Source organism: Sporosarcina sp. P1, from assembly GCF_002743155.1.
Lineage (GTDB): Bacteria > Bacillota > Bacilli > Bacillales_A > Planococcaceae > Sporosarcina > Sporosarcina ureae_B.
Map to the genome: position 1 here is coordinate 1 of NZ_PDYS01000024.1, position 26584 is coordinate 26584.

The following is a 26584-nucleotide window of genomic DNA, read 5'->3' on the forward strand; positions in this document are numbered from 1 at the left end:
TCCATTTAAAACAACTATCCGAACTGCCCCACACACAATCAAACGAAGACACCTGCTGTGGTAGGCGAAGTAAGGAGACAGAGACAGGCGCACTTTCTGTCTGTGGCTCCTTGCGAAAGCCATCCACCAGCGCCGCAGTGGGGGCAATGAGCATTCCACTTACATTTTCAGCAAAACCATAGTCCCATGCTCAAACACGAGCAGAAAAAAGCATGTGAAAGAACTACAACTCAGTACTGCTAATTATGCTCTCATGATAGAACTACGACCCTATTCCCCATTCTTATTGCAGATTAAACAAGTATCTGAACGAGTTCTACACACCATTTAACAAAGTCGCTGCCAGTGGTTGACATAAAGAAAAAGGCTACCAACTTACTGGTAGCCTTTTAGAGTATTATGAAAAATATTTATTTACTTGTTCAAATACGTCAGATCCCATAACTTCCTTGCCATACTCACCTATACGATGAATAGACATCTTAGACACTGCACCGTATTCTGTTACCATGCTGGCAATGTCCTTCGCACGTTTTTTCTCAATGAGAGAATAGTCGAAGCGTAAGTTGAGATAATAACGATCCTCGAATGCATATAGTTGCGAATCAAATTCGTCTTCGAGTGAAATCATCTTGCTAGCCAATGGTATGATCTGGTCAAATTCATTGAAAACAAATAATCTATCTGCCACCTGTAACTCTTCTTCATTTTCTTCTTCAGAATCAGTAATCGCATCAAAAATTGGATCGAATAATTCTTCTGGATCTTCAATTCCAAAAGGAAACTGTGATGATTCTGCGTTCTTCGGAAGATGTGCGCGAGTCACAATCACTTCAATGCCTTCATTCATAGCATTCACTTGAATCCAAAGTGGTCCTTCTACTTCAAATTCCGTGTCATCACCAAGTTCATCCATCATATCCCAAAAAAGCTCTTCGCTTTTATCACGATTATACCAGACGTCTTCTTTACTAAAACCACGGGCTTCAATATCTCCATAGGATAAATTAAACTTCACCGTGTTTTCATTAATGCGCTCTATTTCCATCCCTTATCTCTCCCTTCTGTAAAACAGGCCCTCCCCTGTTATATACTAATACACACTTGCAATGCTTATTACTACTATATGTCGACTCCGACGTTTTCGTAAGGGTTTATTGTATTTCATTTTAAGGATGTTTGCATTGAAGTGTTTAACCTAGAGGAATACAAGGGAATATCAATTCAAAAAAAGCTGATAGGCACAATTGTATCCCGTGTCATCCCTATCAGCTTTTGTTATTAAGATTAGTTTACCATACGCCGCGCTTCGAGCAGCTGATAGGCTCTAACTTTTCTCGGTAGGAAACGACGAATCTCATCTTCATTATATCCTACTTGGAGTCTTTTTTCATCTAGAATGATTGGTCTTCTTAAAAGACCTGGATGTTCTTGAATCAATTCATAAAGTCTTTGCAGTGGAAGACTTTCTACGTCAACATTTAGCTTTTGAAAAATCTTGGAGCGTGTTGAAATAATTTCGTCAGTACCATCTTCCGTCATGCGAAGAATTTGTTTAATTTCTTGAATATTTAATGGTTCAGAAAAGATATTACGCTCAGTATAAGGAATCTCGTGTTCCTCCAACCATGCTTTTGCTTTTCTACAAGATGTACAACTAGGCGATGTATAAAGTGTGACACCCATTTATTGACACGTCCTTTCTTACGGCTTATGCTCAATTAGATTTTGTATATTTGCAATTCGTGTAATTCACTTTAGAATTATTACAATTTATCTTTATACTGTTCATTATACACATAATCATTCTCAATTAATATAGTTTTTCGAAAAAACTTTTCTGGAATTCACAATTTCTTATTTTTCAACATGCCAGTAGAGAATGTTGCGGTATTCTGCGATAAATGAACATCTTCTACTTTTATACCCAGGCTAGAAATGTTTTAAACATTTCATTTGTAAATAAATGCATTCTCATTTAGAAAATGATTCTGCTAATTATTCCCTCTATGTATAGTACGTACAGATGTACTAAAAGGTTTCATGTTGGGCAAATGTTTTTTCTTTACAGCAAATCAAAGTTGCATTTTTTATAAGGTATCGATATAATCTTAAGCAATAAGTGAATGGCATTGAAGGAAAAAGTATTTTTGTGGCGGTTTTTGTAGAGAGCTTGTATAAGGTGAAAACAAGTAAAGCTGCACAAAAAGAATGGGCTCCTGAGCTTGATGGATGAAAACAGTACTCCATCACGTCTTCTCACGTTACGGGAATTGAGCGGCTATTAGTAGCAATTCGGGTGGTACCACGGTTACCTTTCATCAATCGTCCCTATTTACAGGGGGATGACTGATGTTTTTTTATGCCATTTTTCACGTATGATCCAGACTGTTCGTTCCAGTCGACTATTAAAAGGAGGATACATGATCATGAAAACCATTTTTTCAGGCGTACAGCCAACAGGTGTCATCACATTAGGGAACTATATTGGCGCGTTCCGTCAATTCGTTGAGCTTCAAAACGACGAGGACTGTATTTTTTGTATCGTCGATCAGCACGCCATCACTGTGCAACAACATCCAGATGACTTAAAACAAGCGATTCGTTCATTAGCTGCTACGTATATCGCAAGTGGCATCGATCCAGAAAAATCCACATTATTTATTCAATCAGAAGTTCCTGCTCATGCACAAGCTGGATGGATCATGCAGTGCATTTCGTACATCGGTGAACTCGAGCGTATGACACAGTTTAAAGACAAATCTGACGGAGCAGAAGGTGTATCTGCCGCGCTTCTTACCTACCCTCCATTAATGGCTGCGGACATTTTATTGTATAACACGGATATCGTGCCAGTCGGTGAAGATCAGAAGCAACATTTAGAGTTAACTAGAGATCTAGCAGAGCGCTTCAATAGCCGATACGGAAAAGTATTGACCATTCCGGCCGTTCGTATTCCTAAAAATGGCGCTCGCATAAAATCTTTACAAGATCCATTGAAGAAGATGAGTAAATCTGATCCAAATAAAAAAGCGACGATTACGATTTTGGACACACCAAAAGAAATCGAAAAGAAAATTAAAAGTGCTGTAACGGATTCTGAAGGTATCGTGAAATTCGACGTGGAAAACAAACCAGGCGTCTCCAATTTATTGATTATCGAATCTTCACTAAGTGGTGTAACGATCGAAGAATTAGAAGCTAAATACGAAGGCCAAGGCTACGGAGCTTTTAAAGTCGGTGTCGCTGATGCGATTAACCAACACTTAGCTGGAATCCAAGAACGCTATCATGAACTAATCAACTCTCCTGAACTCGATGCAATCCTCGACCAAGGAGCTGAAAAAGCAAACACCATCGCTTCCGCCACCCTCAAAAAGATGGAGGCCGCGATGGGCTTGGGACGTACACGGTAAGCAGTAATAAAATGACTGCCCCCACCAACATCATAAAATCTGTCGACTGCAAAATAAAAATCAATATCTGTCGATAATCATAACCCAGTGCAGAATAATTCAAGTAAAACAACAGATTCGCAAGCGTCACCACAATCACACAATAACTACAAACAAACACAAAAAAACGCGTCACAGCCATCTCGTCCTTTACCCTTTTCCCTCATCCTATGTTCAGACCACGTGTAATAAGACGAGTCTTCACATTCATAACCAAAAAAGACTGAAAACATCTCCAGAAACATACTAAGGAGCTTGTCTTCAGTCTTTTGGGTTTGGGTTTGGGTTTGGGTTTGGGTTTATGTTTTAATGCATCATTATTCTATTGATAGAACAATACACTAGTTGACCGTAAGTGGAAGGCGGCGACTCCGGGAGGATCAGCGTGAGTTCGAGACCCTGGACTGAACGAAGTGAGGGAAGCGGCTCGGGCCACGCCCTCCGGAAAGCGTCCGCCTGGAACGTCGGTCAACGGTGCCCTCCCACTTACTCTTGAACTTGAACTTGAACTTCAACTTCTCCAATAATAAAAACGGAAAGGAGTCAAAAAGACCCTTCCCGTCTACCTTTATATCTTCTTAAACACCAACGAAGCATTATGCCCGCCAAAGCCAAGCGAGTTACTCATCGCATACGTAATATCAGCCTTACGCGCTTCATTCACTACATAATCCAAATCACACTCAGGATCCGGCGTCTCATAATTCATCGTAGGAGGTAAAATCCCTTCCTGCAACGCCTTCACAGTAAAGATCGCCTCAATACCGCCAGCCGCGCCAAGCAAATGACCCGTCATCGACTTAGTGGAACTCATTGCCAACTTATACGCATGATCACCAAACACAGTCTTCGCTGCCATCGTCTCAAACAAATCATTATATGGTGTGCTCGTTCCATGCGCATTAATATAATCCACCTGCGTAGGTTCAATGCCCGCTTTTGCCAATGCCTGTTGCATCGCACGCGCTCCGCCTTCTCCACCTGGTGCTGGTGCTGTAATATGGTGCGCATCTCCAGTTGAACCGTAACCGACGATTTCTGCATAAATCTTCGCTCCACGTGCAACAGCATGTTCATACTCTTCCAAAATCAAGATTCCTGCACCTTCACCCATTACAAAACCATCACGGTTTTTATCGAACGGACGGGAAGCTTTTGTAGGATCATCATTTAAAGATAGCGCTGTGCTTGCGATGAAGCCTGCTACTGCAAGTGACGTGATCGGTGCCTCAGTTCCACCTGTAATCATGACATCTGCATCTCCACGCAGGATGACTTCAAACGCATCCCCGATAGAGTTAGTACCGGATGCACAAGCTGTTACGGAACAAGAGTTGATTCCTTTAGCACCTGTGAAAATCGATACTTGACCTGAAGCCATATCTGGAATCATCATAGGAACGAAAAATGGGCTGACGCGTCGATAGCCTTTTTCGAGGAATGTATTAAATTGTGTCTCATGTGATTCCATTCCACCGATTCCAGAACCGATCCAAACGCCTGTACGAAGCGCTAAGTCGCCTTCAAGTACCAGGTTCGCATCTTTCATTGCCATCATTGCCGAAGCAACTGCATAGTGCGTGAACCGATCCATTTTACGGGCATCTTTGCGGGAAACGTATTCTTCGATATCGAAACCTTTAACCTCTGCCATCACGCTGACCGGGAATTTCTCTTGATCCAGTCTTGTCATCGTGTCGATACCCGATTTCCCTTCCAACACTGATTTCCAAGATTCTTCAGCTGAGTTACCTACTGGTGAGATTCCACCGATACCCGTTACCACTACACGTCGTTTTTCCAATTTCAAACTTCCTTTCTATTGTTAACTTTTATTTTCCAGACTATTTACTTACCCCATTTTATACATAAGCCGCCCCATGTCAAGCCGCCACCAAATCCTACAAGAACAATCACATCATCATCTTTCACTCGACCTTCTGCTAAATCGTCTGTCAATGAAATCGGTATCGATGCTGCCGATGTATTCCCGTACTTATGAACCGTTTTCGACATTTTTTCTACCGGCAAGCCTAAACGCTCACGTGACGCTTCCATAATACGAATATTTGCTTGATGAGGAACCAAATAGTCTACTTCGTCTGTCGTTAAACCAGCTTTTTCGGCGACATTGACTGCCGTTTCTCCCATTTGGCGTACCGCAAACTTGAATACTTCACGGCCATTCATTTCTAAATATTTATCATGACGAAGATATTTTCCTCCTGAACCGTCTGCGCCCAATTCGAATGAAAGAATCCCTCTTCCTTCACTTACTTTCCCAACGACTGTCGCTCCCGCACCATCTCCGAACAATACAGCGGTATTGCGGTCTTCCCAGTCAACGATTTTCGATAACTTTTCCACGCCTACTACCAGAACATAGTCATACGTGCCAGATTCAACAAATTGCTTCGCTGTTACTACACCGTAGATGAATCCTGCGCACGCTGCAGAAACATCCATCGCCGCTGCGTTCTTTGCACCTAGACGTTCTTGAATCATCGTGGCTACAGACGGGAAAGAAGTATCCGGTGTAACCGTGGCAACCAAAATCAGACCGATTTGATCAGCACGGATTTCCGCTGATTGTAATGCGTTTTTCGCTGCTTCAAACGCCATGTCCGATGTATTGATATCATCTGATGCGATTCTACGCTCTTCGATTCCCGTACGCGTGCGAATCCATTCGTCTGAAGTATCTAAACTTTTTTCCAAATCTTCATTTGTTACAACAGTTGACGGAACAAATTTCCCCATTCCTAAAAGTCCAGCTTTCATCTCATCTACCCCGTTCCTTATCATCTAATATTAGTACCTGGTAGTAATTATAGAAGAAAACATGTGTTTTTTCAAGACGAGGACACTTTTTCGTCAAATATAATACATATTTTGATTTCATCGTTTTAGTTTGCTATGGTATGATGGAATATGAAATAGACTAGTCGAGGTGAAAATCATGCACTATATTATGACATTTGTTTGGTCGTTCCTCTTGGTAGCTATGTTAAACTATGTTGCGGGCTCCATTGGAGGCTATGCATTTGACTTCATGGCGGGCGTTACCGTCTCAATCGTTTTGGCTGTACTTGTATTGATTATCACTACAATCATTCCAAACGAATCTCCAGCAGACGTTTGATTTACGATCAAAAAGCGTAAGAACTGTTCAACAGTTCTTACGCTTTTATTTTGACCTGATCTCATCTGACAACTTCTACCACCAATTCCCCTTCGTGCATGGACAATTTGATTTGCTGTCCTTCTACAAGACCACCTCGTATGACCTCTTGCGCAACTTTCGTTTCCACATGACGCTGAATGAATCGTTTCAATGGCCGCGCACCAAAGTCCGCATCTGCCCCTTCACGCACAATCCAATCGAGTACGTCCTCATCATAGACAAGTACTAGATCTTGTTCTTGCAGACGATCAACCAAATCACCAAGCATCTTGTTAGTAATCGCTTTAAATGAATCTGTAGTCAATGAATGGAAAATGATGATATCATCCATTCGGTTCAATAACTCAGGTTTGAAATGACCACGAAGAGCGGCCATGATCAGATCTTCTTTGGCATGTTCTGTATCCTCTAAATCATTCTCGAGTAAATAAGCGGACCCGATATTCGATGTCATGATGACGACAGTATTCGTAAAGTTTACTAAACGCCCTTGACTATCTGTTATACGACCATCATCTAGAATCTGCAATAAAATATTCGCTACATCAGGATGCGCTTTTTCAATTTCATCCAATAACACGACAGCATATGGATTTCTTCTTACCGCTTCCGTTAACTGACCGCCTTCTTCATAGCCGATGTATCCTGGAGGTGCACCGACTAGACGTGACACACTGTGTTTCTCCATATACTCAGACATATCAATTCGCACGAAGTGATCTTCCGAATCAAATAATGTAGCAGCCAATGTTTTGGCAAGCTCTGTCTTACCTACACCAGTCGGTCCTAGGAATAAGAACGACCCAATAGGCTTATTCGGATCTTGTATCCCAGCACGTGCACGCCAGACAGCTTCCGTGACGAGTTGTACTGCATTGTCTTGTCCAATGACACGTTCTTTCAAAGTTTCATGCAAGCGCAATAACTTCTCACGCTCACCTTCAACCAGTTTTGTTACGGGAATTCCTGTCCAACGCGCAACGATTGAAGCAATCTCTTCTTCCGTCACTTCTTCACGCAAAAGACGTATATCTTTTGTTCCTTCCAACGGACTTTCCAATTCTTTCAATTCTTTTTCTAGTGCTGGAATTTTACCGTACTGTAATTCCGCGGCTTTGTTCAAATCAAAACTACCTTGTGCTTCTTCAAGTTCACGGCGGTAGCGATCAAGTTCCTCACGTGTACTTTGAATAATTTTTAATGCGGCTTTTTCTTTATCCCACTGCTCGCGCATATCTTTTGAAGAATCTTTCAAGTCTTGCAGCTCTTCACGTAAAGTTTGAAGGCGGGACTGACTCATTGTATCTTTCTCTTTACGCAATGCTTGCTCTTCAATCTCGAGTTGCATAATTCTACGAGTCACCGCATCCAACTCAGATGGCATCGAATCAATTTCCGTACGAATCATGGCGCTCGCTTCATCAATTAAATCTATCGCTTTATCCGGCATGAAACGCTCAGTTAAATACCGATCAGATAATGTTGCCGCCGCAACTATTGCACGGTCATGAATACGCACACCGTGGTGCAATTCAAAACGCTCTTTTAACCCACGTAAAATCGATACCGTATCTTCGACAGAAGGTTCACGTACCATCACTTGCTGGAATCGTCTTTCAAGTGCCGCATCTTTCTCGATATACATTCGGTATTCATCCAGTGTAGTCGCACCAATACAGTACAATTCACCGCGTGCAAGCATCGGCTTCAACATATTCCCCGCGTCCATCGCACCTTCTGTTTTTCCAGCGCCCACTATCGTATGAATCTCATCAATGAACATGATGATTTCCCCATTACTCTCTTTCACTTGTTTCAAAACACTTTTCAGACGCTCTTCAAACTCTCCACGATATTTTGCACCTGCAATCAGCGCACTCATATCCAGTTCGAAAATCTGACGGTCTTTCAATCCTTCGGGCACATCACCTTTTACAATTCGCTGTGCCAACCCTTCAACAATCGCAGTTTTACCGACTCCTGGTTCACCGATTAGAACTGGATTATTTTTTGTCTTTCTTGATAATATTCGAATGACATTTCGAATTTCTTCATCCCGGCCAATCACCGGATCCATTTTGCCGTTTTTCACTTCATCAACCAAATTGCGACCGAATTGCTCTAGTGGTGAGCGCTGGTCTTCTTGCATTCCATCCATGCGCATATACATCCGCCTCTCGTTTATTTGACTTTGACTATCTTTGATTAATTAAATTATAGTATATTTTTTAGGTAAAGTAAAAGATTAACACTCGAATTCGTTTACTATTTTTAGATAAAAAAAGATCGCCCACAATGATGCGGGCGACGTCCATTAAACAAGTTGGCGAGGCGCAACGACTACCCCGTCTTCATCTGCATAGACATAGTGACCTGGTGTCCATTCCACATTTCCGAAGTGAAGAACTTCGTCTTTCTGTCCTTCGCCGCGTTTGATACTCTTCACCGGCATGCTACCGATTGCCATGACGCCGATTTCCTGTGTGCCAAGATCCGCGGTGTCGCGTGCACAGCCGTAGATAATGACGCCTGCAAGTTTACGATCCTGTGCGATTTCGCCGAGCATGTCCCCCATCAGTGCGCAGCGTTTTGACCCCCCGCCGTCTACAACCAATACATGGCCTTCTGGAATCGTTTGGAGTGCTTCCTTCACTAGCACGTTGTCTTCAAAGACTTTTACGGTTGAGATCGGCCCCGAGAATCTTTTGTGCTTTCCGTAGGATTTGAACTCTACTGTGCACACTTGCAGTTCGTCGATGAAGTCATCACAAAGGTCTGCTGTTTTAACTGACACTTCCCATTCCCCCTAGTACATTCTGTTTGACGCTACCCTATTCCTATTCGACAAAATCTTGCATTTCCTTTTTTATTCATAGAAGATAATAAAATAGAGAGTTGAAATTAGGCTTGGGGTGGGGATTTGCGCTCTAGGCGGACGCGTTTCTGGAGGGGACGCGGTGAGCCAACCAGTCGCAAGCTCCCTTGGTTGTCTCTCCTGTCGTCCTGATCCTCCCAGAGTCGCCGCCTGCCGCTCCAATCCCTACAAGGTAAGTGGTAGATACTTCTTGTTAGGCAATGAAGTTAGGTTTGTATTGTTTTAAGAACTTAAACTAGATCTGCAGTCGACCTTAATTAAGTTGAATTAGTAACATCCTTGATCTTGGTTAAGTTCAAGAGCTGGACAAGTTATTCAAGGAATACAGGCCTGAGTTCAATGCACATCAATAACTATCTCCCACTCGCATTGCGAGGGATTGGCGCGTAGGAGGGGGCGACTCCGGGAGGATCAGGTCGACAGGTGAGACAACTAAAGGGAGCGTAGCGACCTAGTTGGCTCACCGCGGCCCCTCCGGAAATGCGTCCCCCTCCGAAGCGCAAATCCCCACCCCAACACTACTGCCAGCCTATCCATTCCATAAAAAAACCACACCATATAAAACGGTGTGGTTGGTGTATTCTATTAACGTACGCCTAGTGCAATCTTGGCATAACGTGACATGTTGTCGCGGGACCATGGTGGATTCCAAACGATATCTACCACTGTATCTTTAACCTCTGGAAGTTCCATTAGCTCTTGCTCAATATTCGCTACGATCTGTGGACCCATTGGGCAACCCATTGACGTCAGCGTCATTGTAATTTTCGCGACTCCTTCGTCAAGTAACTCTGCATTGTAAACCAATCCAAGATTGACGATATCAATACCTAATTCAGGGTCGATGACGTTTTCTAACGCACCAAATAAATACTGCTTGATTTCTTCTTCTGTGTTCATCGGAATGCTCCTCTCTGCTGTTTAGTAATCTTATCTTACCAACATACTACATGGCACGCAAATGCTGTGCAAGCCAATCGACTGATGCAAGCATTCCTGGCCGTGAAACCGAGTGGCCTGCATTTTTTTCAGGCATCCATTTCAAAAGCTCCGGCTGATCTACGTAATCCTTTTGAATTTCCTCGTAAAATTCTTTCGTAAACTCAAATGGTACCATCGTATCTTGTTCTCCATGCCAAATGAAAAGTGGACGCTGATGCAGTCTACCTGGATTTTGTGATAGATCCACTTGGTCAAGGGCCGCGAATAGTTGTTCACGTTCTTCTTGTGAAACCGGGATTTCCCTACCGCCATGCTCCGCGTAAGAAATTTGTCCTTTCGCTAAGCGCGTGAAGGCAGGTGAGCCCATCATCACGGAAGCTGCATCGATCCAATCATAATTCGCGAGGCAGCCGAATGTCGTGATTCCACCCATTGAAGTTCCACCCATGCCGACTAATGTTTCGTCATCGATCAATTCTCTTTCATATAGTTCATCATGTAAAACATCTGCTTCTTTAATAGACGTCAACACGATGTCCCAAAAGTTCATTGCTAATTGAAATTCATCCAGTGATTCTGAGCGTTCACCATGTAATTTAGCTTCAGGTAATATCACACGAATTCCTTGTTTTGCTAGATTATATGCGTAGTGTAAATTATGTTCTTTCGCGCTAGTAAATCCATGAAAAAATAGTACAACAGGAATGCGTTCTTTCTCTTTCGACTCTTCCACGATATGAAGTACCGGGATCTCTTGCCATTTTTCTGAACGAATAATCATGACGATTCCTCTTTTCCTACAATCATTTACTGTTATGTTAGAATAGCAACATGTAACAGATAAAACAATTGCTTCGCCTTATCACTCATTTTTTTGACTTACTTACACGGTTAACGATAAACTATAAAGACCTAACAATCTGAAAATATCAGCACTAGTAGGAGAGGATTTCTTGAAACCACATTTGATTGTTTTAGATTTAGATGGCACATTATTGACGGATGAAAAAATCATTTCACCCAAAACCGAACTGACACTTCGTCATGCGGTTTCGCAAGGACATCACGTCATGATTGCGACTGGACGACCATACCGCGCTAGTGAAGTTTACTACCGCCAGCTTGAACTGACCACACCAATCGTCAACTTTAACGGTGCTTTCGTTCACCACCCTACTGATCGTTCATGGCAAACGATTCACGAAACGATTGCGTTGCCAGTCGTCAATGAAGTAGTAGATGCCATGCAGAACTTTTCAGTCGAAAATATCATTGCGGAAGTTATGGATGATGTCTATGCCCACTATCATGATGAACGATTTCTAGACATTTTAAACTTCGGCAATCCACTGATCACTGCTGGAGATATTCGGAATTCATTAAAAACCGATCCAACTAGCTTGTTAATTCAAGCCGATCCGCTAACTGTCGATCCGATTCGGCAGCATCTTGAAGACTTGCATGCAGAAGTCATCGATCATCGTCGTTGGGGGACTCCATTTAACATCGTGGAAATAGTTCGTCACGGCCTCAATAAAGCAGTAGGCATTGATGCGGTTTCAAAATGGATGGACGTACCGAAAGATCGAATCATCGCTTTCGGAGACGAAGACAATGACCTCGAAATGATCGATTATGCAGGAGTAGGTGTCGCCATGGGGAATGCAATCGGCCAATTGAAATCTATTGCAGATGAAATAACCGACACAAATAATGAAGACGGCATTTCACGCATACTGGAAGAACGATTAGCTTTACAGAAAAACATCGTCCTATAGGGGGAAAAGAAATGAAGATTTTTGCGGATAGCGCATGTGATTTACCACTAGACTTCTTTAAAGAAAACGAAGTAGAACTATTCCCGTTAAGCGTTCTTCTAGACGGCAAAGAATACGAAGATATCGTCGAGATCAACTCCAAGGAAGTTTTTGATGCGATCCGTCAAGGACAGCAACCAAAGACTTCACAGGCTTCACCAGACAAAATGATGACAACTTGGAAAGAACTTGCAGCATCCGGTGAAGACGGCATCTACATCGCTTTCTCCTCCCAACTATCAGGAACGTACCAAACAGCCGTCATGACGAGTGATCTAGTGAAAGGAGACAACCCTTCCATGAACTTGGCGCTCATCGATACACACTGTGCTTCACTCGGCTATGGTCTACTCGTTAAAGAAGCCGTACGTTTACGCAATGAAGGCATCGGCATGCGAGAAATCGAACAAGAAATCCGCACGATGGCCATGCATATGGAACATCTCTTCACAGTAGATGACCTGGACTACTTGGCAAAAGGCGGACGCGTATCCAAAGCAAGTGCATTTTTCGGCGGATTGCTCAACATTAAACCATTACTTCACGTGGAAGATGGAAAACTCGTCCCAATTGAAAAACACCGTGGACGCAAAAAAGTCCTACGTCGTATGATTGAAATGATGGAAGAACGCGGCGACAACCTTCAACAACAAACTATCGCCATCAGCCACGGCGACGATCTCACTACAGCCAAAGAGTTTCAAAAAATGATCCAAGAAGTCGTCCAACCAAAAGCCATTGAAATCCATCAAATAGGCTCCGTTATCGGCTCACACGCCGGCCCTGGAACCATTGCCCTATTCTTCCTTAACCATACAAAAAGTGAATAAAAAACAGCCTGCATAAATAGCAGGCTGTCTGAGACTCAAGACTGGTTCCAGTATCAGGAACTTGTTTTGAGCCTTTTTCTTTTGATTTTTTTAAACTAACCACAAATTTCAATGGAATAACGCCAGTTGATCATAAGTGTCAGGTGCCTTATCCTTTACTTCTTTTCACTAACCGAGTCTGCATTCCGACCTTGCTTACCCTTGCGAATAACAAGGAATAAGAATGCCAAAAACAAAACAACTACCATAATCGAAGCAATTAGGTAAGGCGTATTAAATCCCTTATCTTCCTCGATGATGTAAACCTCGGCCATCTCACGATCAAGTACGACATGATACTTATCATCCTTTGTCTTCTTGATCAAATCCTGACCAACCACACCGCGAAGCTTCTTGTTCTCTCCAATCACCGCAGGGTCCAGTTCAAAGCTCTGCACTTCGGACGTATTATTGAGCGCAATAATCCACGTCTCTTCTTCAGAAGATCGTTCAAATACAACAAATCCATCTTTATTATGCAAAAACTTGAAATCTCCTGTACGAAGCGTTTCTGAATCATTACGAAGAGTGTTTAGATCACCAATCCACTCATGTAATTCCATATCCGTTTTAAAATTAAAGAACGGATGGGATTCCGGTGCTTCTTTACCATTCACAGCAATTTCTGTTGCATAAGGAACCAATGGAACGCCCGGAAGCATGAATTGTGCAACCGTCGCTACTTTCCAACGTGTTGGTGGGAATTGACGAAGCTCCACCATTTTATATGTAAAACGTGGTCCAGTTAAATCATCAAATTGTAGTAATTTACCTGCATCCTCGTTACTAAACTGATCCAATGAAGAAGTTTCTGAATCTACTTGCACGAACGATTCCTGAATGGCTGCACTTCGTTTTTCAGCCGGTATACTGTCAAATGATGCATCGCTCTGTTCATTTGTAATCACGTACAGTCCTTTGTTCGCTTCTTTCACTGCCTCAATCATGTGGTTCAGGAACTCCGTATCCGCATTGTCAAGTAATGTCAAACGAAGCCCATCTAACTCATAATCAGAAACAAATTGTACTGCTGCTTTCGTCAGTTCTTGCTGTACAGCAGGATCGCTAACTTCACCTACTAAAGGAAAATCTGCCATGATTTTTAAATCGTTCGCATGCATTTCTTCGATTAATGCGGTGAACTCTTCCGCTGTACCGAAGTGCGGCTCAATCTCATAATAGTCAAGAACTTCATTTCCATCATAGGAAGCCGTTTTGAAAACCGGTCCGACAGAAATCATCGTAAAGTGCATATCAAGTAAATGTTGCAATCGATTGCTGATTCCAGCAAAGTCGCCACCGTTAAAAATGGCTGGATTTTTTGCATCGGCACCGAAATCATTCGATTCGATCCCATTATTGAAACGGTCGACAAGTAAATCATAGATACTTTCATCGCTAAAAGATCGATCGGTATCTGCAAAAGCGGATGGTGCTATGGATAGGGCAAGCATACAGGTTGCCAGTAGTCCGATTATTCGTTTCACTTTAGTAAATCCTCCTCATACAAACTCTTCTTTCAGTTTATCAAACGGTAGCTAGCCATGCCATTCTTTCTTATGAAAACCATTGCCGCATTCTGTAAATACGGCAATCTTGTGAATGTATGGCTTTGAAGCAAATAAAAAAAGCAGTAGAGGAATCAACCTCCACTGCTTGCGCATCATTATTTCTAGTCGTTTTCAGAAAAGAAGTCTGGATCTCGTTGTTTACGCGCACTGACCAAAACGGAGACAGCAAACAGTGCCATCAGTAACAGGATCACTATCAAAAATATCCAGCCAGCCTGTGTTGCCATTTGCTCATCTCCTTTAAGAGTCAGTAGGTATTATGCGAAAAAGTTGAAGCCTACTGGTAATTTGAATCCTACGAACATCGTTGCAAGTAATGCAATGACGAAGAGAATCCACATAAGACCTGTGTTCTTCCCTTTACTTCCGCGAACAAGAACCATTTCCATAAATCCAATTGTCAGAAGACCAAGGACAAATTTGATACCATATACCATGGAATCGATGCTCATATGCTTAAAGAATAGCGCAGCACCCGTGATGATGATCAACACATAGAACAGACGCAAAATCATATGTGTAATCTTTTTTCCTTTTGTTCCATTTGCCATACTAGCTGCAACTAAAAAAAGTACAATACCTACTACCCATGTGAAAATATGCATATGGGTTGTATCAGTTAAAAATCCCATTTCATTCACCTCATTAATTTGTACAGTCGATTAATATTCTACCATATCTTTCAAACTACGACTATTCTGTAGCTTATTTCATAGCCTCACGTATTATTCGAAACGGTTAACTAGCGTACCGATACCTTCGATGGATACTTTCACTGTATCGCCCTTTTTCAAGTAAGTCGGTGGTGTCATACCTTTACCGACACCCGCTGGCGTACCTGTCAAGATCACATCGCCCGGCTCTAATGTGACATACTTAGAGATTTCAGCGATCAAGTCATCAATTTTGAAAATCATGTTGGAAGTATTCCCATTTTGGCGCACTTCATCATTCACTTTCGTGACGACGGATAAATTTTGTGGATTTGGAATTTCGTCTTTCGTCACCACGTAAGGCCCCATCGGACAAGAGTCATCTAAACTTTTACCTAAGAAGAACTGCTTGTGCTCTGTCTGAATATTGCGCGCTGTAATATCATTACCAATTGTGTAACCAAACACGTAATCATATGCCAGTTGCTTAGGAATGTTTTTGCCTGTCTTGCTAATAACGACAGCCAATTCCCCTTCATAATCTAATGAATCCGTCACTTCACTATGGATCGATAATGTTTGCTCGTCCCCTGCGATTGCAGTTGGAGATTTGGTGAACAGCATCAATTTTTCAGGTACTTTGGATCCAAGTTCTTCTGCATGGTCAAGATAGTTCTTACCGACGCACAACACGTTTTTCGGTGTGCGTGGAATTGGAGACAACCATTCGATGTCAGTGAACGCATGCTTGAACGGCTCTACGTTTCCTTCAACTTCAGTTTTCTCTACCAATTTACGAACTTCCTCCACAAAATCCATACCGCGGGAAACGCCTTCAATCATCGTTTTCGGGAAATCAGTTTGTTCCAAAGCTTCAGCCATTGCGAGTAGATCCCATACGGCTTCCTCGCGTTTAACTTTTGGTCCGAATAAAGTCTGTCCTTCGTAGCGGAATGACAATAATTTCATTTGAATACCCAACCCTTTCCATGTGAGTTCACATATTCCTATGTTACGACAAAATCTACTTTTTTTCCTCTTTCACGACGAAATTCTTTCCATACGACCACTTCCGCCACACAGCTTCAAGTGGACCCATTCGGAATTTCGTCAACCAAACCTGCGCTACCATGAGCTGAATCGCGAAGATCCCGATTGCCAGCCACGTGCCGGTCACTATATCTACTTTACCATAGAGACCTACTCCATATGAATAAAATATCATCGTCGCAATGATTGACTGCATAATATACGTCGTGAACGCCATCCTGCCGACACTAACAAACGGTCTTGCCATCATTTTCAAAAATGGTAGTTGAAACAGCAATAAGAACAATGCCGCGTAGCCAAGTGTCAAAATGGGTCCGCCAACGATTGATTGTATAAGTAAGATATTCTCAAACTTCGGACCGTCCCAGCTCGCGATGTTTTTTAAAACGACTCCAACCGGAATACAAATGATCATGGCAAGAAGCAGTTTCCCTTTCAACACATACATACGCTCGATGATTTTGAATTTCGATAACGCTGCACCGAACATGATCAAAGGCAATATGATAAAGACTGCTGTAATTGAGCCGATGATCTCAAATGTAAAGAATTCATTCAAACGGAAAGCGAAAATCTCTTTGAACGTTCCGTTTCCATAGGATGAAATCGCCAGTTCAATCTGTCGTGTATCGACGAATCCATCCAATACATTCGAAGTGGTCTGACTGCGAGTTAGCGCCAATATACCGTACAACAAGAGCGTTGGCACAAAATAAATGACTAGTGATAGGGCCAGCAACCACTTCTTTGGAATCCGGATCACCGCAATCATAATGAATCCCATCAACGCGTAAGTGAACAATATATCACCTGACCAGATCAGCACCGCATGCAACACGCCAAAAATCAGTAGAATTCCCATACGTCTTGCCATGAATGGCCCAAACTGCGTATCATTCCTCAATGATTTTTCATACTGCATATTCAAACCATAGCCGAATAACATGGCGAATAACGGATAGAAACTGGCTTCAATAAATACATCGATAAAATGAAACATCGCCTGTTCATGCGGGATGGTGTACCACGAATACGGATCCATATACGCATACGGCGAATGGAAATGAAGCATATTCGCAATCAAAATACCGAGTAATGCAATACCTCTTAAAAAATCGAGTGCTTCCACTCGTTCTGTTAGAGGTGTAGGAGTCAACTTCAAACGAATTCCTCCTGTAAACTAATGATTTTTGCTCCGCTGAATAAGTAAAGCAACATTTCTTTAATTTCGATCGAAAGAATGGATTCCAATACATTCTTATACAAATTCAACTGAGTGCCATAACGGACTTGCATTTCATTAGCAATCGCCGAATCGGAACGAAATGCACGGATATCGTCTGTTTTATAATCAACGAGCACCCACTTGCCATCTTCATGAAATAGACAATCCGCAATACCTTGAAGCAACTGGAATTCACCTTCAACAGCGGGTAGCGCGTAAGTAAACGGCATTTCACGTAACACCTGATCGGCTTGCTTCATGCGTTTGCCAAGTGTCGTCTGGAAAAAAGCCACAATCGCTTGAATATCAATCGCCATCGCCTCTTCTTTCGTCAACAGTTCACGCGCTTCGAGCTGCTTCACAAATTGCGTAGCACTTGCTTGATCCAGTTCTTCTTTCAAATCGAGATGTTGCATAACGGTATGCATTGCGGTTCCAATTTCTGCTTTCGTCAATGAACGCTTCTGCAAAAATGATGGACGTGCATGAAGATTTGAGATGCGTTTCGTGACGTCTCGTTCCATTTCCTCAAACGGATCCGCGTCGCCTCGTTCGAACTCAAGCAACGCAATCCGCTTCAACTCACTGACGGATTGTTTGGAAGACAATTCAACTGCAAATTCAAACGGATACTGCGCATCAAAACGCCTTCGCACTTCTTCCACCAACACTGGATCCGCCGTTGCCGTTTCCTGATCGACAGGTATCCAATCCTCAATCTCGACTTCATTCGTCCGATGAAAAGCAGAAAACGGCAAAGCATTTACTTCCCATGATGACGGATCATCCACCAGTTCCCCGCCTGTCGTCTTACCGAACTTACCGAAATCCATATGACGCGCAACGGCTGGTCCTATCCAGTCGAGGTAACCGGTTGCCCGTGAACGTGAGTATTCCGGCAAAGGATCCTCTTCATTCAATAATTGTGCTTCTTGCCATTTGTTCATCGTCTTTTCGATGTCTTTAACTGAAGCAATCAATTCCAAATGCTCTTTAGCACGCGTCATGGCTACGTAGAGCACGCGCATTTCCTCCGCTCGCATCTCTAGCTCCTTTTTCTCTTTGATCGCCAGAAACGGTAGTGACGTGAACATAATACGCTTATCCCGGTCGATCGCTTTGACAGCGAGTCCAAAATGCTGATCAAATAAATACGGATTATGGAAATCCATTTTATTAAACGGACGACCCATTCCCGCTAAAAATACATACGGGAATTCCAGACCTTTTGATGAATGAATGGTCATGATACGCACGACGTTTTCCTTTTCGCTCATGAACCGCGCTTCTCCGAGATCATCTCCGCGTTTACGCATGCGGTCGATAAACCGAAGGAAACGGAACAACCCACGGAACGACGTCTTTTCATAGGCCATCGCCCGGTCATGTAACGCACGTAGATTGGCTTGGCGCTGTTTACCGTTCGGCAAAATTCCGACCATTTCGTAATAATGCGTATCTTGATAGACTTGCCAGATCAATTCCGATAACGAACCGTGCCTAGCCATATTCCGCCAGTCTTCAAGTAATAGGAAAAAGCGTTGCAGTTTTTGCTGTGTAGCAGCATTCACTCCCGCCCCACCGGTCTGCATGAACAATTGTAGTGCTTCATAAAATGTCGCATTACGATTGACGAGACGAATTTGCGCTAATTCATTTTCAGTCACGCCAACGAACGGAGCACGCAACACCGAAACAAGCGGAATGTCTTGGTATGGATTATCGATCACGCGCAATGTATTGAGCATAATCATCACTTCAATGGCGTCAAAATAGCCCGAAGATAAAGACACATAGACAGGAATTCCAGCGGCTTTTAGTTCATCCGCAATTTCACTCGACCAGGTCATCGAACGCATGAGAATAACAATATCACTATATTCAAGCGGACGTTGCTTACCGCTGAATGCATCTGCGACTTGTGCTTGCTCATCTTTCCACGCTTTAATCTTCTGTGCAATATACCGTGCTTCTACTTGAGATTTCTTCAGCTCTTGCTGGGCTTCTTGTTCTTCAGACACTTCCTCTTCTTCATTCTCATACAAAATCGTCAAGCCTGCCGATACATCCTTATCGGGATAATGTGCACCGTACTTCAACGCGGCCGCCTCATCATATTCAATTTCCCCAACTCGCGTCCCCATGATCTGTCTGAAAATATAGTTCGTGGCATCGAGCACTTCTTTACGGCTTCGGAAGTTGGCATTCAAGTCGATTTTCAATCCTTGATCCTCTACATCAGACGTAAAACGATCATACTTTCCTAAAAACAAACCCGGTTCTGCCAAACGAAATCGGTAAATGGATTGTTTGACGTCCCCTACCATAAATAAATTGCCATCTGCTTCTCCGCCACGCTTCACTAACTGCAATATAGCTTCCTGCAAGAAATTCGTATCCTGATACTCATCCACCAATACTTCTGCAAATCGATTTTGGTAATCGATTGCAATATCAGAAGGCACTCGTTCTCCGTCTACTTCTTCGGATAAGATCTGTAATGCATAATGCTCAAGATCCGAGAAATCCACTAAGCCGCGTTCTTCTTTCGATGCTTGATAACGCGTCGAAAAATCCTCTACCAATCCAACGAGTGTATGCATAAGGGGAGCCATCAAACGGATTTCTTCCAGCAATCTTGCAGGTGTTCGAGTAAAGTACGTATCTTTCAATGCATTGATGATTTTCTTCACTTGATCACGCATCGCCTTAGCACGCGCGGCCAAGTCTTCATCACATGTATCTTTACGGATCGTACCTGCTTTCACCCATTTCAACGTCTGGAAATACGCATAGGCATCTTCCCACTTGCCGTGAAGCATATACTCAAGCGCACCGTCAATCCATGCTTCATCTGCTTTAGCGGTTTCAAGCAATGGCAACGGTCCATCATGCATTTCCGCTACTCGCTGTAAATCACGCGTAACCGTTTTAGCTTCTTCGAGCGTATGCTGGATCGATATTTTCAGCGAATCGATAAATGACAAGTCGTCAATCGTCGCATGATCCCCAATTTCATATTGCTGCGGAATGAGTTCTAGCCATTGTGATGGATTCGGATGTACACGGGAATAATCATAGAGTTTATCAATCAACGTCTCGATCGCCTGATCATTACGATCTGCGGTGAAACTATCACTCAGACGATAAATCGCTTCTGGATCGGGTTGACTGTAGGCATCTTCCAACACAAGTGCGATCGTATCATCACGTAAAATCGCTGCCTCTGTCGCATCGGCAATACGGAATCCAGGATCGATATCCAGCACATATGAATACTGCCGAACTACTTGCAGACAAAATGAGTGCAACGATGAAATCTGTGCTTTATTCAGCAAGTTTAACTGTCTGCGCAAATGGACCGAAGAAGGATCCTGGACGATGGCTTCTTCAAGTGCACTCGCCATACGATGACGCATTTCGGCAGCCGCCGCATTGGTGAACGTCACAACGAGTAGCTGATCGACGTCTATCGGGTGTTCCGTGTTCAATACTTTTTCAATCATCCGCGTGATGAGGACTTTCGTTTTCCCTGAACCTGCCGCAGCAGAAACGAGAATATCTTTACCGGACGCGTGGATTGCTTTCCATTGATCGTCCGTGAATGTCTCATGTGGCGGTTTATTTGGAATTCGCATCTGGATCGATCTCCTTCCTCATCTTTTCTAATGATTCTTCTGGTTTATAGGCGGAATAGTTCCGTGTAGGCTGTGTCGGATCCGTACTATCAAATTGACAAATCGACTGATACGAACAAAACGTGCACGGCATATGTTCTTTCAAGCGGTACGGATAGACACGTGTATCACCTGATAGCATGCCGTCTCCCGCTTGCTGATGTTTTTTACGGACAAATGAACGCAATATATTGATATCTTCAGGTGGTACGACTTTTGAATTCGAATAAAACGAACCGTCTTTCTTTAATCGTGCTGGAATAATTAACGATTCACTTTCGATCTGGTCATCCATCGCCAAAGCAACGTCCGCATCTTCTACTATATAGCCTTGCATTTTATAGGATTTCAATAACTCTTTTTCCACAGCCTCTTCGTTTAACTCTTTTGTCAAACGCAACATCGGATTGTGAACATACATATACAGTACACCCGCGGGATTCGCGTAGACACCGAGCCAATCTTCCGCATGCTCAAGTGCCACATCGAGATACGTCAGCATTTGCAGCGATAAGCCATAATACACTTCGGTCAAATCAAGCGCACGGGCTGACGATTTGTAATCGACTACTCGCAAATAGGTCTGATCGTCTTTTTTCATCGTATCGATTCGGTCAATTCGCCCTCTAATATGCATCTGTTGGCCATTTTTCAAATGGATTTCAAGTGGTGCGATATCTTCATCTGGACCGAAACCTGCTTCGATCGCAATCGGCGTGAAGCTGGAATTGCGTGCTTGCGACTGTAATGCACGGATCGTCCGTTGAATGATGTGCATCAACTTTCGTTGAATATATGCATAGCGTTGACTTGACAATAAAATTCTATGGAAGAACTTCGGCGCCAGTGCATCGATCGCGTCACGACCTAACTGCCAGCACTGTTCTTTCGTCAACGCAGCCCAGGACAAGCCTTGACGCATGACTTCGTCAGATACCCATTTCAATGCCGCATGGAATAAATCCCCGATATCGGGCGCTTCAAGCTGGAATTCAAAGCGCTCTTGTAAATTCAGACCATATGTTGTGAAGTGTTGGAACGGACAACTGTAGTATGATTCTATCCTGGATACACTCGTCGTAAAGGACGAACCGTATAAACCTGTCGTCAATTCCGAATCGAGCAACTCGGTCTTCTGTCGCTTCAACGCGGGTTGTACGATGGACTCTATAACTGAAGACCAAAGTGGATCTTCTTTATAATAGGCTAGCACCGCTTGCCATTCAGGTGCGATTTCTTCCTGTGTTGAAGCTTGTCGCATTATACGAATCGCATAAGACAACGCCACTTCAGGATGTTCGATATAGGCAAGCTGATCTTCTACTACAGACAATTCTGTAGGTTCCATGACGGCAATCTCCGTAGGTATATTCGGTACTATCTGCTGTAATCTAGGAATGTAAAGAGAGGGAATTAGCGCTTTCCCTTCTTCATCCGCAATGGGATAGCTGACAGTCAAACGCGCACTTGCTCCGGTAAACGCCCGGTACGCCATATATGATTCGCGCATGAGCTGAAGCTTCGTCGTAGGTGCGAGCGTCATGCCGATCTCACTAAATAACTCTCGGTCACTGTCCGAAAGTAATCCTTCATGATCATTGCGCAAAGGCAATACCCCTTCATTCGCACCGAGTACAAACACCGCTTCGACATCCATTGAATTGAATAACTCCATAGTCGTCACAGTTACTTGATCGAGCGAAGGCGGAATCAATTTAAATTCCAACGTATCGAATCCTTCATCCAAGATTTTAATAGCTTCTGCAATCGGCAGTTCTTTCTCGCCAAACATTAGCACAAACTGATCCAGCACATTAATCCAACTCGTCCATGCTTGTTCATGTTCCGCCGCTGCTTGCAAACGATTTATAGTATGTTCCGTTTGCTGCAACTCTATAATTTTATCGTAGATGCGAAGAGATTCTATTGTGTAAAATAACGCTTCCGCCACGTCTTGACCGGTACGAGCAGACTGTAACTTCTGTTGTAATTGTTCAATCGGCTCACGAATCATATCGCGGGTCTCCGCAAACTCCGCTTGTGTCGCAAGCTCTTCATCTGTCTGTACGGTACGGACTTTTTCTAAACCTCTATAGCGACTCACCTTCCAACGCTCTTCATCTTGCCAGCGGGATTTGCCATGGATTCCTTTAGCCAGTACAAAATTCTCCAAGCGGTCTGCCCGCTCTCTCCATACTTGTTTGCTTTCATTGACAGGGAAAAACAAATCCGTCTTCACTGCCCTGAACACTGCTTCATACGACCAATCTGTACGCACCGCTTCAAGCAATGACCGTGCAAATTCAATCAACGGATGATGCAGCATCGGTTTCTTCTGGCTAATGAACACTGGAATATCATATTGCGTGAAGATGTTCTGGATCAATTCGTTATAGACATCCGGTTGACGATTTAATACCGTCATGCCGCGGTACCGCTTGCCTTCACGCATCAGCTTGCGAATCGAACGTGCCACTGCATGCACTTCCGCACGGCGATTTGACGCCTCGATTATCTGGATCGCACCTTCCGATTCAAACGTTTCAGGCGGATAGTGATCAAACTGCTGTTCCAAATGCGCCAATTCTTGATTTGAAAAACGCTGCAACTCCGTCAAATGAATGCGTTCTTCACGATCAACAGACTCACTATATGCCAGTTGCTGAAGCGTTTCGTATTGTTGCTGTGCAGTATGAAATAATTCATGCTCGCTGTTATGCACTTTTTCTTCCATCGGCAACACGACTGTAACGCGTTTCGTATATTTCATTAATTGCGTAATAATCGTATATTCCTGTGTCGTGAAATCGCCAAAGCCGTCTATATAGATCGACGCGTACTGTAGCCACTCCGAATGCGCTATCTGATCAGCTAGCGCATTTAGTTGCCCTTCACTGTCCATATACGTCGTTCCGAGACGTTCTTCTATTTTCTCAAGCAATAATTGCAAATCATGCGCTTTATCTTGCAAAATTCGAGGCGCTTGCTTATCGGCAAGTGAGATCGTCAATTCGGAAAATGCTTGCTGATCGATACAATACTTACTGAATTCCTTCATGACGTCACTAATTTGTTCAGCGAATCCGTGCTTCGAAGCCGCTTGTTTAAATAGCTTGAACGAGTCTTTATTATCCTCTAGCACACTGCGTACGAGCATGCGATAGCCGAAGCTGTCTACTTCTTCGCGCGTGATGCCCCCAACTTCTTGCAGCACCCGCCATGCAAGTCGTTTGAATGTCAATACTTGGGCACGGATCATGCCGGTCAATCCAGATTTGACGGACAGGCTATATTCCATCGAGTACGATAATTGATCGGGGACAATAACGACAATAGGCGCCCCCATCGGCCGTTCTTTCAATTCTTGCGCAATCTCGCGTTCAATAAAAGTGGTCTTTCCTGTTCCGGAGCGACCTGTAATAAAGCGCAGTGACATAACTCTCTCCCCTTTCATTGGAAGTAGGATTTATATAAGGTACGTTACGTTGTAGGATCGTTTTTAATATAGTGCCTACTGAATTACGGCTCTGGTAGGAGTGCGTAATAAACAGCGTTGAGTCGCCATTCTTGCACGTACTTTTTACTGTTAGCGTTTGGGCATAAGATTGTGGACTTGCTGACAATGTAAGTGGATTGCTCATTGGCTCCACTCCGGCGCTGGTGGATGGCTTTCGCAAGGAGCCACAGACAGGAAGTGCGCCTGTCTCTGTCTCCTTACTTCGCCTACCACAGCAGGTGTCTTCGTTTGATTGTGTGGGGCAGTTCGGATAGTTGTTTTAAATGGAAGTAGTGCTGTTGGATTACGTTTCTGTTAAAAGTATGTGGTTTTGCTAGCAATGTAAGTGTAATGCTCATTGTCCCCACTACGGCGCTGGTGGATGGCTTTCGTTAGATTGTGTGTAGGACAGTTCATACACTTCACTCGCAAGAAACAAGTGAACGCTATCACAATGTCACTGGTTTTCTTTTTACTAGAAACACAAACTAATTCATTACCCCACAGTAGCGCAGGCACAACTGCGGGGTAGGCCGTGGCATGAGACAACTGGCAGCCCTACCGCCAGCTGGCTCATGGCTGGAGGCAATCCCCCACGTGCCTGCGCGGGTCAAGAAAGCATACACTCACTAATTTTAGTATCCAACAACCAGTCGAGCGACGTCCCCAACAAAAAGTGAGCAAGAAATACATAATAGCTATCACAATGCCGCTGCTTTTCCTTTTGCTAGAAACACAAACTAATTCATTTCCCCAAAGTAGCGCAAGCACAACTGCGGGGTAGGCCGTGGCCATGAGACAACTGGCAGCCCTACCGCCAGCTGGCTCATGGCTGGAGGCAATCCCCCACGTGCCTGCGCGGGTCGAGAAAGTGAACACTTGCTAACTTAAGTATCCAAAAATAAGTCGAGCGACGTACCCAACAAAAAGTGAGCAAGACGGGCAGCCGTGTAATGGTTCTGCCAAAAGCGTTTCTAGGTTGCATAATAGATGATGTCCCTTTTTTTGCTAGCATTTTCACTGATAGGGTATAGGACACTTCACTCGCAAGAAACAAGTGATAGCTATCACAAAGTCATTGTTTTTCTATTTGCTAGAAACAAAAACTAATTCATTCCCCCACAGTAGCACAGGCACAACTGCGGGGTAGGCCGTGGCCATGAGACAACTGGCAGCACCATCGCCAGCTGGCTCATGGCTGGAGGCAATCCCCCACGTGCCTGCGCGGGTCGAGAAAGTGAACACTTGCTAACTTCAGAATCCAAAAATAAGTCGAGCGACGTACCCAACAAAAAGTGAGCAAGTAATACATGATAGCTATCACCATGTCACTGTTTTTATTTTTGCTAGAAACACAAACTAATTCATTTCCCCACAGTAGCGCAAGCACAACTGCGGGGTAGGCCGTGGCCATGAGACAACTGGCAGCACCATCGCCAGCTGGCTCATGGCTGGAGGCAATCCCCCACGTGCCTGCGCGGGTCCGGAAAGCACACACTCGCTGATTTTAGTACCATATAATCAGTCAAACCACGACCCAACACATTTTTATCTACCATTAAAAATTTTGAAAGCAAGTTTTATTCACGTAATAACGATCAGAACCACAAACTAGTTGATCGTAAGTGGAAGGTGACGACCATAGGCGTCAACTTAAGAAAAAATATAGGGTTATACTTCCTTCTTTGTTGGTATTTATAGAGTAAAACCAATAAAGGAGGAGTCTACTATGAAGCCGCATCATCCAGTTTATCAATTAAAACAGTTATT

20 protein-coding genes and 1 other annotated feature are annotated in these 26584 nt (G+C 43.5%); of the genes, 5 read left to right on the plus strand and 15 right to left on the minus strand.

From position 1 onward, the window contains the following. A partial coding sequence (locus CSV73_RS16795; protein WP_233202913.1) for a hypothetical protein occupies positions 1 to 182 on the plus strand: 182 nt, incomplete at its 5' end. Positions 183 to 397: 215 nt separating this feature from the next. Here the strand turns inward: CSV73_RS16795 and mecA are convergent. Both mecA and spxA read right to left on the minus strand, forming a co-directional pair. Beyond that, on the minus strand, positions 398 to 1048 hold the full coding sequence (mecA, locus tag CSV73_RS15215) for an adaptor protein MecA (RefSeq protein ID WP_085133052.1): 651 nt from the start codon (positions 1046 to 1048) through the stop codon (positions 398 to 400). Between the two features lie 239 nt (positions 1049 to 1287). Next, positions 1288 to 1686 (minus strand): transcriptional regulator SpxA, encoded by a 399-nt coding sequence (spxA, locus tag CSV73_RS15220; protein ID WP_009765721.1) that lies wholly within the window; start codon positions 1684 to 1686, stop codon positions 1288 to 1290. A 437-nt stretch (positions 1687 to 2123) separates the two neighbouring features. Next, positions 2124 to 2336 (plus strand) — a binding site (T-box leader). 93 nt (positions 2337 to 2429) lie between these two features. Between spxA and trpS the strand changes: the two genes are divergently transcribed. Then, on the plus strand, positions 2430 to 3416 hold the full coding sequence (trpS, locus tag CSV73_RS15225; protein ID WP_085133051.1) for a tryptophan--tRNA ligase: 987 nt from the start codon (positions 2430 to 2432) through the stop codon (positions 3414 to 3416). Positions 3417 to 4023: 607 nt separating this feature from the next. Here trpS and fabF read toward each other — a convergent pair. Both fabF and CSV73_RS15235 read right to left on the minus strand, forming a co-directional pair. After that, complete coding sequence (fabF, locus tag CSV73_RS15230) at positions 4024 to 5259, minus strand: beta-ketoacyl-ACP synthase II (RefSeq protein WP_099628006.1); 1236 nt, start codon at positions 5257 to 5259, stop codon at positions 4024 to 4026. Between the two features lie 44 nt (positions 5260 to 5303). Next, positions 5304 to 6236, minus strand: a complete 933-nt coding sequence (locus CSV73_RS15235) for a beta-ketoacyl-ACP synthase III (protein ID WP_099628007.1) — start codon at positions 6234 to 6236, stop codon at positions 5304 to 5306. 178 nt (positions 6237 to 6414) lie between these two features. On the opposite strand from CSV73_RS15235, the gene CSV73_RS15240 reads away from it, so the two are divergent. Continuing rightward, positions 6415 to 6597 (plus strand): YjzD family protein, encoded by a 183-nt coding sequence (locus CSV73_RS15240; RefSeq protein ID WP_085133048.1) that lies wholly within the window; start codon positions 6415 to 6417, stop codon positions 6595 to 6597. Positions 6598 to 6658: 61 nt separating this feature from the next. Here CSV73_RS15240 and CSV73_RS15245 read toward each other — a convergent pair whose 3' ends face one another. From CSV73_RS15245 to CSV73_RS15260, 4 genes are all read right to left on the minus strand, one after another. After that, the gene (locus tag CSV73_RS15245) at positions 6659 to 8797 is read right to left on the minus strand and encodes an ATP-dependent Clp protease ATP-binding subunit (protein ID WP_369802602.1); all 2139 of its coding nucleotides are present in this window, start codon (positions 8795 to 8797) and stop codon (positions 6659 to 6661) included. A 156-nt stretch (positions 8798 to 8953) separates the two neighbouring features. Continuing rightward, positions 8954 to 9433 (minus strand): ribonuclease E activity regulator RraA, encoded by a 480-nt coding sequence (gene rraA / locus CSV73_RS15250; protein ID WP_099628009.1) that lies wholly within the window; start codon positions 9431 to 9433, stop codon positions 8954 to 8956. 666 nt (positions 9434 to 10099) lie between these two features. Continuing rightward, positions 10100 to 10414: a metal-sulfur cluster assembly factor gene (locus tag CSV73_RS15255; protein WP_085133045.1), complete on the minus strand. Its 315-nt coding sequence runs from the start codon at positions 10412 to 10414 to the stop codon at positions 10100 to 10102. Positions 10415 to 10460: 46 nt separating this feature from the next. Then, complete coding sequence (locus CSV73_RS15260; protein WP_099628010.1) at positions 10461 to 11237, minus strand: prolyl oligopeptidase family serine peptidase; 777 nt, start codon at positions 11235 to 11237, stop codon at positions 10461 to 10463. A gap of 172 nt (positions 11238 to 11409) precedes the next feature. On the opposite strand from CSV73_RS15260, the gene CSV73_RS15265 reads away from it, so the two are divergent. Continuing rightward, complete coding sequence (locus tag CSV73_RS15265; protein WP_099628011.1) at positions 11410 to 12234, plus strand: Cof-type HAD-IIB family hydrolase; 825 nt, start codon at positions 11410 to 11412, stop codon at positions 12232 to 12234. Between the two features lie 11 nt (positions 12235 to 12245). Then, complete coding sequence (locus CSV73_RS15270; protein ID WP_099628012.1) at positions 12246 to 13103, plus strand: DegV family protein; 858 nt, start codon at positions 12246 to 12248, stop codon at positions 13101 to 13103. A 155-nt stretch (positions 13104 to 13258) separates the two neighbouring features. Here the strand turns inward: CSV73_RS15270 and CSV73_RS15275 are convergent, their stop codons facing one another. The 7 genes from CSV73_RS15275 to addB all read right to left on the minus strand — a co-directional run bounded on the left by CSV73_RS15275 (position 13259) and on the right by addB (position 24754). Next, a complete protein-coding gene (locus CSV73_RS15275) occupies positions 13259 to 14629 on the minus strand; it encodes an alpha-amylase family glycosyl hydrolase (protein WP_099628013.1) in 1371 nt (456 codons plus the stop codon). 185 nt (positions 14630 to 14814) lie between these two features. Continuing rightward, positions 14815 to 14940 (minus strand): hypothetical protein, encoded by a 126-nt coding sequence (locus tag CSV73_RS16880; protein WP_255397422.1) that lies wholly within the window; start codon positions 14938 to 14940, stop codon positions 14815 to 14817. 30 nt (positions 14941 to 14970) lie between these two features. Beyond that, positions 14971 to 15345, minus strand: a complete 375-nt coding sequence (locus CSV73_RS15280) for a YisL family protein (protein WP_099628014.1) — start codon at positions 15343 to 15345, stop codon at positions 14971 to 14973. Between the two features lie 93 nt (positions 15346 to 15438). Beyond that, positions 15439 to 16335: a fumarylacetoacetate hydrolase family protein gene (locus tag CSV73_RS15285; RefSeq protein WP_099628015.1), complete on the minus strand. Its 897-nt coding sequence runs from the start codon at positions 16333 to 16335 to the stop codon at positions 15439 to 15441. 55 nt (positions 16336 to 16390) lie between these two features. Further along, a complete protein-coding gene (locus CSV73_RS15290) occupies positions 16391 to 17578 on the minus strand; it encodes a DUF418 domain-containing protein (protein ID WP_099628016.1) in 1188 nt (395 codons plus the stop codon). Beyond that, complete coding sequence (gene addA, locus CSV73_RS15295) at positions 17575 to 21279, minus strand: helicase-exonuclease AddAB subunit AddA (RefSeq protein ID WP_099628017.1); 3705 nt, start codon at positions 21277 to 21279, stop codon at positions 17575 to 17577. The genes CSV73_RS15290 and addA overlap by 4 nt, the downstream gene beginning before the upstream one ends. After that, positions 21263 to 24754, minus strand: coding sequence for a helicase-exonuclease AddAB subunit AddB (gene addB, locus CSV73_RS15300; RefSeq protein WP_099628018.1), 3492 nt, complete (start codon positions 24752 to 24754; stop codon positions 21263 to 21265). The genes addA and addB overlap by 17 nt, the downstream gene beginning before the upstream one ends. Positions 24755 to 26584 lie beyond the last annotated feature (1830 nt).

Bases quoted from the DNA above. Each gene is read 5' to 3' on its own strand.
- mecA (WP_085133052.1), bottom strand. From the start codon at position 1,048: ATGGAAATAGAGCGCATTAATGAAAACACGGTGAAGTTTAATTTATCC.
- spxA (WP_009765721.1), bottom strand. From the start codon at position 1,686: ATGGGTGTCACACTTTATACATCGCCTAGTTGTACATCTTGTAGAAAA.
- trpS (WP_085133051.1), top strand. From the start codon at position 2,430: ATGAAAACCATTTTTTCAGGCGTACAGCCAACAGGTGTCATCACATTA.
- CSV73_RS15235 (WP_099628007.1), bottom strand. From the start codon at position 6,236: ATGAAAGCTGGACTTTTAGGAATGGGGAAATTTGTTCCGTCAACTGTT.
- CSV73_RS15240 (WP_085133048.1), top strand. From the start codon at position 6,415: ATGCACTATATTATGACATTTGTTTGGTCGTTCCTCTTGGTAGCTATG.
- CSV73_RS15245 (WP_369802602.1), bottom strand. From the start codon at position 8,797: ATGGATGGAATGCAAGAAGACCAGCGCTCACCACTAGAGCAATTCGGT.
- CSV73_RS15255 (WP_085133045.1), bottom strand. From the start codon at position 10,414: ATGAACACAGAAGAAGAAATCAAGCAGTATTTATTTGGTGCGTTAGAA.
- CSV73_RS15260 (WP_099628010.1), bottom strand. From the start codon at position 11,237: ATGATTATTCGTTCAGAAAAATGGCAAGAGATCCCGGTACTTCATATC.
- CSV73_RS15270 (WP_099628012.1), top strand. From the start codon at position 12,246: ATGAAGATTTTTGCGGATAGCGCATGTGATTTACCACTAGACTTCTTT.
- CSV73_RS16880 (WP_255397422.1), bottom strand. From the start codon at position 14,940: ATGGCAACACAGGCTGGCTGGATATTTTTGATAGTGATCCTGTTACTG.
- CSV73_RS15280 (WP_099628014.1), bottom strand. From the start codon at position 15,345: ATGGGATTTTTAACTGATACAACCCATATGCATATTTTCACATGGGTA.
- CSV73_RS15285 (WP_099628015.1), bottom strand. From the start codon at position 16,335: ATGAAATTATTGTCATTCCGCTACGAAGGACAGACTTTATTCGGACCA.
- addA (WP_099628017.1), bottom strand. From the start codon at position 21,279: ATGCGAATTCCAAATAAACCGCCACATGAGACATTCACGGACGATCAA.
- addB (WP_099628018.1), bottom strand. From the start codon at position 24,754: ATGTCACTGCGCTTTATTACAGGTCGCTCCGGAACAGGAAAGACCACT.